The 7,815-nt window shown below is 57.5% G+C and carries 7 protein-coding genes; 1 reads left to right on the top strand and 6 read right to left on the bottom strand.

Annotation, left to right across the window (positions count from 1 at the left end; translation table 11 throughout):
• Nucleotides 1-158: 158 nt before the first annotated feature.
• The 5 genes from N4A58_RS16680 to N4A58_RS16700 all read right to left on the bottom strand — a co-directional run bounded on the left by N4A58_RS16680 (nt 159) and on the right by N4A58_RS16700 (nt 4,898).
• Nucleotides 159-1,028 (bottom strand): TRAP transporter large permease subunit, encoded by an 870-nt coding sequence (locus N4A58_RS16680; protein ID WP_097374469.1) that lies wholly within the window; start codon nt 1,026-1,028, stop codon nt 159-161.
• A complete protein-coding gene (locus N4A58_RS16685; RefSeq protein WP_097374468.1) occupies nt 1,028-1,555 on the bottom strand; it encodes a TRAP transporter small permease in 528 nt (175 codons plus the stop codon). Before N4A58_RS16685 ends, N4A58_RS16680 begins: the two co-directional genes overlap by 1 nt.
• A gap of 61 nt (nt 1,556-1,616) precedes the next feature.
• Nucleotides 1,617-2,597, bottom strand: a complete 981-nt coding sequence (dctP, locus tag N4A58_RS16690) for a TRAP transporter substrate-binding protein DctP (RefSeq protein WP_097374467.1) — start codon at nt 2,595-2,597, stop codon at nt 1,617-1,619.
• Nucleotides 2,598-3,178: 581 nt separating this feature from the next.
• Nucleotides 3,179-3,865, bottom strand: coding sequence for a GntR family transcriptional regulator (locus N4A58_RS16695; protein WP_198405288.1), 687 nt, complete (start codon nt 3,863-3,865; stop codon nt 3,179-3,181).
• 208 nt (nt 3,866-4,073) lie between these two features.
• Nucleotides 4,074-4,898 (bottom strand): acyl-CoA dehydrogenase, encoded by an 825-nt coding sequence (locus tag N4A58_RS16700; RefSeq protein WP_293711602.1) that lies wholly within the window; start codon nt 4,896-4,898, stop codon nt 4,074-4,076.
• 74 nt (nt 4,899-4,972) lie between these two features.
• Here N4A58_RS16700 and N4A58_RS16705 point away from each other — a divergent pair.
• Nucleotides 4,973-5,730, top strand: a protein-coding gene (locus tag N4A58_RS16705) for an IS5 family transposase (protein WP_293711605.1) whose coding sequence is annotated in 2 segments (ribosomal slippage) — nt 4,973-5,309 and nt 5,309-5,730 — 759 coding nt in all. Because the reading frame shifts where the segments join, the coding sequence is not laid out codon by codon here.
• Between the two features lie 132 nt (nt 5,731-5,862).
• Here the strand turns inward: N4A58_RS16705 and N4A58_RS16710 are convergent.
• A complete protein-coding gene (locus N4A58_RS16710) occupies nt 5,863-7,617 on the bottom strand; it encodes a tannase/feruloyl esterase family alpha/beta hydrolase (RefSeq protein WP_097374464.1) in 1,755 nt (584 codons plus the stop codon).
• Nucleotides 7,618-7,815: the final 198 nt, after the last annotated feature.

Raw genomic sequence — 7,815 nt, forward strand, 5'->3', positions numbered from 1 at the left:
GCAACTGAGTCTTCGCCATCATTTTCCATCGATATCTGCCGCACAAGCCTGTGAACCCTGTCTCAGGTTTAAGGGCAAAAATATCGGAATTAAAGGCAAAATCTCATATTTAAGGGCAAAACACAGTCGTTGAATTCATTGAATTTCTCATCTCACAATTAAGGGCTACGCGACACCTGCAGCGTGGAGGCGACGGACTCAGACAGTACGCTAGGCTTGAAAGTGCCTTGCGCGACCGACAGTAATGTGGCTCCGAATACGCCGGCGGCCGCCGCTTCCGTCGGCGTAGCGATACCCAGCAGGATCGTCCCGATTACGCAGAAGATGATGATGCTGAATGGAAGGATCCCCGCGATGGCTTTGGCCACGTCCCTGAGAGAAATAGGGTTGAGCAGTTCGTCGCCTTTGCGTGGCGCCACTGACGGCGTCAAGACCAGCCGGAGGGCGATGTAGGCAATGAACATGGCGGCAAGTAAAATGCCGGGCAGGATGCCAGCGATCAGGAGCTTGGCGACGGAAACGTTCGTCAGCATGGCGGTGATAACAATGGCGATGCTCGGCGGAATGATCGGGGCCAGCGAGGCACCCGACAGTATTGCGCCAATCGTGAGTCGGCTGTCGTAACCCCGGCGCATCATCTCAGGGTAGAGCAGCCGCGCCATCATCGCGGACACACCCATGGTGGATCCCGATAGGGCTCCGAAGATCACCGAGAGCACTAGCGTCACGATGTAGAGCCGACCGTGGATCCCGCGGATGAGCGTGTCCACTGAGTCTAGCAGTCGGTTTACGGAACCTGACCTGAACAGTATCTCGCCCATTAGGATAAAGAGGGGCACGGCGGCTAGGACGGTCCCGGTTAGCGTGTCGAAGATCGAATTGACGATTAGCGGAAATCCCTTCGACCCCACTAGCAGAAGTAGTCCGCCGATATTGGCGAGGAGAAAGCCGACGAACATCGGAACGCCGGAGGCGAAGACGATGATCAGGAACGCGAACCCGCACGGAATGAGAATCCACCACGCCATCACAGGACCTCCTGGCGGCAGCGTAGCGCCGTATGAAGCCCGGCATATGCGTCGCGGAAAAAGTATAGAGCAGACCAGAGAAACCCGTATGTGATCCAGATCGAGATGAAGACCTTTTGGATTGAGCCGACCTTGATTAGGAGAATGCCGTCGACGAACTGGCGATGGTTCTCAACGAGCGAAAGTACCGTGATAAGCAGGCAAACGATGCCCGATACAAGGTTCAGTGCAACCACCCAACGATCCCGCGCCCGCTCGCCGAGATATTCGAGCACTGCGGACAGAGCAACGTGAGCCTTGTCTTGTGTGATCTTTGGCATCGACATCATCACCGAGGCGAGAAGCAGGTAGGATACGGTCTCTTCGACCCACCACTGCGGCTTGCTGAAGAAATATCTTGCCACGATCTCGAGTAAATAACTGCCTACGATGGCCAGAAGGCACAACTTGGCGATCACGTAGAACACGCTCGTGATCGCATCTCGAAGGGTTCCGAACTGATTTGACATACTGCTTGGGCTTTCCATTTGACAGTCTCCTCACTGCGCCCGTTGAAGAGGAATTGCAGCTTCAACGAGCGCAGCGATGTCACTTCGTGAGACCAGCGTTCTCGGCAAGTTCGCGCAGGGCTGTGGCCGCCTCGCCGCAGCAGGTCTCGGCCAACTGCCAGTTGTGCGACACCCAGCCATCTTGAACTATGTCTGCGTTCTCGGGGGAAAGCTTGACAACTTGCACACCGAGGTTCTCCAGCTGGCTCTGTTCGTTTTCGACGTAAGCGTGGCCGGCTTCTAGATTGTCGTGCTCGAGTGTCACAGCGACCTTTTCGATGAGGGCCTTCTGCGCGTCGCTCAGTCCGTTCCAGCGATTGAGGTTCATCAGGAACAAGCCATCGACATTGCCGAATGACGGCATCACGCGGTAGGGCGCAACCTCGTAATGTTTAGTGGCGACCATGCCACTACTCGGCCCACACGCCCCATCGACGACACCGCGGTCGAGCGCGGTATAGGTTTCGGAAAACGGCATCGCGACGGGCTGGGCCCCCATGGCCGCGATCACACCCTGAAAGCTCGAGATACCGCGTACTTTTAGGCCGGACCAATCGTTTTCCGGGTCAATCGGCATACGGAAGTAGCAATGATACCCCTGCGGGGCCAGCGGCGAGATGGCGATGAGTTTCAGCCCATGAGTCTCCTGGTAGAACGCATCTAAAGCGGCGAACACGCCAGAGGACCGTCGCAAATCCACGTCTGGAGCGATCACGTCGGTCACCAATCCTAGCCCCCTCGATCCAGCGTGATAAGCGCCGTGAGTGTAGAGCAGGTCGAAGACCCCGGATTTCACCGGTTGGAGTTGCTCGAAGGCGGGCACCACTTCCGGGCCGTTCAACTCCACCTGCAAGTCCGCGTTGCCCGCTTCGACCGCGTCCTTGAACCCCTCGACCTGCGCGTATGTCAGTGTGTCGCTTGAGGGCCAAGACGTGAGAAGTCGCAGCGTCTCCGCTCCTACCGCGCTGGTCGTCATCGCAATCGCCATGATTGTCGCGGCTAGTGTTCTAGTGTTGTTCATATTTTCCTCCCATTAATGATCTTCTGTCGCAGAGCTGACCGCTTCACCACGCGCCTTGTCCACCGGCGCCCTCACATGCACAGCAGATGCCTGCACCTGGCCCGAACCAGACTGAGGTAGTTGACCCGGTGTTGCGCGCTTCCTCCCTCACGTCTCGCCGTTCAACTGTCCAATCAGGATGCGGCAAATTACGCATTATCTTAACTAAAATGTATTTTTAGTAAAGTCAATCGATGGCTGGCGGAGACGATGCAATCCGCGTGAAGTACAATTAACTATTAATTAACAATAAGATAAGCTGCAGGAGGCCGATGTCCGCCATGTTGAAGCCTCCATGCTGCATCTGCAACGGCCCGACCTTGGCGGGGTAATTACATGCCAAGACGGTCAAGTGCCGTAGACATTGTCACCAGCTCGCTCGTGCCACATGGAGTAGAAAATCACCTCGGTCGCGGGGCTGAAGATGCGCTCACCGCGCGAGTTCATCGCAGCTCAAACCGCAACCGCCTGAGTGTCCGCTGAAACGGGGGCAAGACCAGTCGGTTGCGGTGTCTCGTTCGGGGGCACAATGCCCAAGCAGATCACTCAGAGGCAAGTTCCGGCAGGTTCGCACGAAGCATCATATCTGTGGTATTTTGGATGTGGCGTTCTATGGCGGCGACAGCGCCATCGACATCATGGGCGAGCGCTAGATCGGCTATCTCGTTGTGCTCCTTCTCAACCGAGCGCCCGGTCTCGTCCACTGGCATCGCGATGCGGCGGTAGCGCTCGGACCGGAGATAAAGCAAGCTGCGAATTTCCAACCAGCACGCATTTGGGCAAGCCGAGACGAGCGCGTCATGGAACTTCTGATGCCGAAGGTAGTAATCCTTGTACTCCCCTGTCTCCGGCAGAATTCTAGCGTGCGACACCGCGTTCAACTCATGTCGAGCGGAGAGCACGGCAACCTCCCAGGCGACCCCCCCGTTGCGGATCGATTGCTCGAGACATCGCATTTCGATTACGGAGCGGACCTCCGACAGTTCGATCAGATCCCGGCGCGCGATAGGCGCGACCACGAACCCCTTTTGAGGCTCTGCTAGCACCAATCCGTCGGAAGACAAGCGAGACAGGGCCTCACGAATGGCACCGGAACTCGCGTCGAATCTCTTGCACAACTCGTCGATCTTCAACCGCTCGCCAGGAAAGATCTCCGCACTGATGATCGCGTACCGGATACGTTCATAGGTCTGCGCCGTCCTGCTCACGGATTTCTTAGTTTCCCCCATATTCTGCCACCGTGAAAAATTTACATTTTCCCTATTTTTGTGCATTTTGAGGCGTGATGTCAACTTCGCGGATGCAGAGTTGAACGATGAAAGTCCCGAAAAGTCTTGCTTCAAGGGAAGTGAAATTTGCCTTACGGCACGGCCTTCGGATGGAGTTCGCTAGTGGGTTAAGCGGCTCGACTAAGCGGACCTGCCCAGGGGTTTGGCTTTATCGACGGCTTTGGTCCGCTCGGAGTAGTTCGTCCGCCAGCGCCATTGTTTCGGTGGCGCCGGAGTGGATTGCAGCGTCCAAAGCCTGGGTCTGAGGAAGGACTCTTGCAGCGAAAAACCGAGCTAAAGCGGATATGCTGCGGCAATGTGGCTTCGCCGAAGTATCCCGGTCGCAGCTTGCCGCCATGCGGACCCACATCCAGGCGAAGCTCACCAGCGCGACGAACCCCAGGTAATCGGTCGCGCTTGCACCCAGTTCCACAGCGTCGCCCCGTTTGGCAACAAGCTCGTCGGTCAGCTTCTCCAGCCTGCCGAGCGCTCCCTCGACGGCCTGTATGGTGCTGTCGAACTGCGGCACCCCCTTCGCTCTCACGATATCTGCGCGCATCAGGTCAAAAAAACCGCGGGCGACCGCGCCATCTTCCAGCGGCAGTTTGCGGGAAACCAGATCCATCGCCTGAACCCCGTTGGTCCCTTCGTAGATCTGAGCGATCCGGGCGTCGCGCACATACTGCTCCATTCCCCACTCGCGAATGTATCCGTGACCGCCGAACACGTGCTGGGATTGTACCGTGATCTCGAAGCCGAAATCCGTGAAGGCCGCCTTTACCACCGGCGTCAGAAGCGCCACAAGCCCCTCGGCCTTCCGCCTCCGGTCCTGGTCCGGGTGGCGCTCGGCGACATCCATCTGCAAGGCTGTGAAGACCGCCAGCGCCCGCCCGGCCTTGGTGAGAGCCTGGCCAGTCAACAGCATCTTGCGCACGTCGGGATGCTCGATGATCCGCACCGGCTCGCGCGATCCGTCCGCCGAGCGGCCCTGCAATCGTTCTCTAGGGTCAGGATGCATTGATTTCGGTTGCACAGCATGATTCACGGCTCCGAAAACGGAGCGTTGAAATGAGCGATCTCTTCTGGCTGACCGACGCGCAGATGGCACGTCTGGCCCGTTTCTTTCCCAAGTCTCACGGTAAGCCTCGGGTCGACGACAGACGCGTGCTGAGTGGGATTATCTTCATCAACCGCAATGGCTTACGCTGGCGAGATGCGCCTTCCGCCTATGATCCACACAAGACGCTTTACAGCCGCTGGAAGCGATGGAGCGAAAAGGGGATCTTCGCGCGGATGATGGTCGGGCTAGCGGCGGCACACGGCGAAGAGACGACCGTGATGATCGATGCGACATTGCTGAAGGCCCACCGAACGGCGACCAGCATGGCCGTCAAAAATGGGGGCGTGGCCGCCTGATCGGGCGAACCAAAGGCGGCATGAACACTAAACTTCACGCCATCTGTGACAGTCAGGGACGACCGATCGACCTGTTCGTCACTGCGGGACAGGTGAGCGATTACATCGGCGCACGGGCCCTGCTCAGCGGCCTGCCAAACTTCAAATGGCTGCTCGGTGATCGCGGCTATGATGCCGACTGGCTCCGAAAAGCATTGCAGGACAAGGGCATACGCGCCTGCATCCCCGGTCGAAAACAGCGGAAGACGCCGGTCAAATACGATAAGCGACGCCACAAGCGGCGCAACCGGATCGAGATCATGTTCGGCAGGCTAAAGGACTGGAGGCGCGTCGCGACCCGCTATGACCGATGCCCAAAGGTGCTCCTCTCAGCCATCGCCCTCGCGGCTGTCGTCATCTATTGGTTATGAATCCTGACCCCAATGCCAGCAACGATAGCTGCTGTTATTTGGCGGGATGGCAGTTCACCCCGTCGGCCGCCATCGGATGGCTCAAGGACACGGTGGGCGGCATATGCTGTGCCGCCCACCTCTCGTTGCTTGTCAGTTGGCGACGCAGGTGAAGCTCTCTGCGCTCGACGGATCTCCTTCCCCATCGTACTCGGCATAGAGCGGGTACGGACACAGAGGACGCGAAAGATTCTTGCCGCCAAAATAGTCCGGGTTGGACACCGTGGCTTCAAGCCGTTCGATGGGAAGATCGTCCTCGACCCAAGCCATCAGCGGGGTCAGCAGGTCGACATCGTCTGTTGCCGGACCTCCCTGGCAATGGTTCATCCCGGGGATAATAAATAGCCGCGCAAAGTCCGCTGCCTGACCATCGGCTGTCTCGTTGACGGCATTCCAGTACTTGATCGTATCAAGTGCGGAAAATGCTGCGTCTGCCGCTCCGTGATAGATCACGAGCTTTCCGCCGCGGGATGCGAAATCGGAAAGGTCCGGCGAATCCGCGTTACCAAGTTCGGCCGACGAGACGGGGTAAAGATCGGTAGTCGCATAGGCGAGCGCCGGCGTCTCGTCTATGTTGAAGTTCATCTCGAACCGCACATATTCATCCGGGCGCAGAGGCACCGGTGGGGTCTGCCAGAGCATTGCGTGTTGCGGAGTGCTGAGGGTCACTTTGCGGGCATTGTTTTGGTCGCTGTCATAGGAACCGAACCACCACGACCGGAATCCGTCATTCACGCTGTCGCCGATCCGCCCGCCGATACCGGGATCCCAGGGATGGCCGGGATACAGCCTTGTCCCGTCTGATGTCACGGGTCCGGCCATCCCGGCGACAAAGGCGTCGATCTGATCCTCCAGCAGGCAACCTTCTTCCTTTGCACCAGAACAAGTAAGTGCTCTCAGTCGCGGAAGCACTGTAACAGTCGTACAGGCCTCAATATTATTGGACATCCGGTCCTCCAACCCGTCCAGCGCATCGCAGGCACCAACAACCGCGTCAGCGATCAGTTGAACGTCGTTGTCCGAATAAAGCTTGTTCAGCAGCGGGATTCCGTCAGGCCCCGACTGGTTCCGCGTTTCCGCCAGGTTCCCAAAGATTCTGAGCAGAAACGGCGCATAGGCTGCCGAGTATGAGAAGTGGATCCCCGGTGCACCGGCCGCAATACCATCATACAGATCGGGATAGCGCTGCGTCATCAGCGCAGCTTCGCGTCCGCCTTCCGAACAACCGATGAAATAGGACTTTTCAGGTGCAGCACCATAATATTTCTCGACAATTGCCTTCCCTACACGTGTCACAATATCATAGGACATGTAGCCGAAATCAAGCCGCGCCTGCGGATCCATGCCGAATGCGGAGCGCCCCGAGGCATTGCTGTCGGAGTTGGTGTCATTGTCATGGCCTGAATCTGTTGTCACGACCGCAAAGCCACGCTCAAGAGCAGAATCCTCTTGGTTGAGCCCCGTCGGCCCCATGGCGTCTTTCAATGCGCCGTTCGAGCCGCCGCCCCCCTCCATGTAGAAGCGGCCATTCCAGTCCTGCGGCAACCTGAGTCGAAACTTGATCGAATAATGTTGCCCGTCCACAGGGCTGATCCGATCATTGATCGCACCGACAATTTCACAATGCGCCGGCATACCCTTATCTCCGGCATGCTCTGCAATTTCGATCAGGCGAAAACCTTGGACATCCGCTGGAAGCTCAATCTCCGTGAGATTCGCCGCGTCAAAGCAAGATAGAAACTGATTGGGAAAATCTCCGGCGACAGCGGCATCGGCATGATCCACACCCGTCAAGAAGAAACCGCTCGCGATTGCTGCAAGGGCCGTAGTTGATCTGATAATTGGCATTTACTCTCCTCCATTTTGTCACTCCTGCGCACCCCGGAATCGCTTCAACAAATCAAACGCACTCGCACAGCGGGCGGCGAATGCCCTTAATTGCTCCAGCAACCCTCTACCGAAACGCATCCTCCGTCGCGTCGCCGGTAGATCCTGGCTCTTCGCCGTTTTAGGTAGCTTCATTCTCAAAAAAACCGATGTTCGTTA

The sequence above is a fragment of the Donghicola sp. genome (genome assembly GCF_025210255.1).
Lineage (GTDB): Bacteria > Pseudomonadota > Alphaproteobacteria > Rhodobacterales > Rhodobacteraceae > Donghicola > Donghicola eburneus.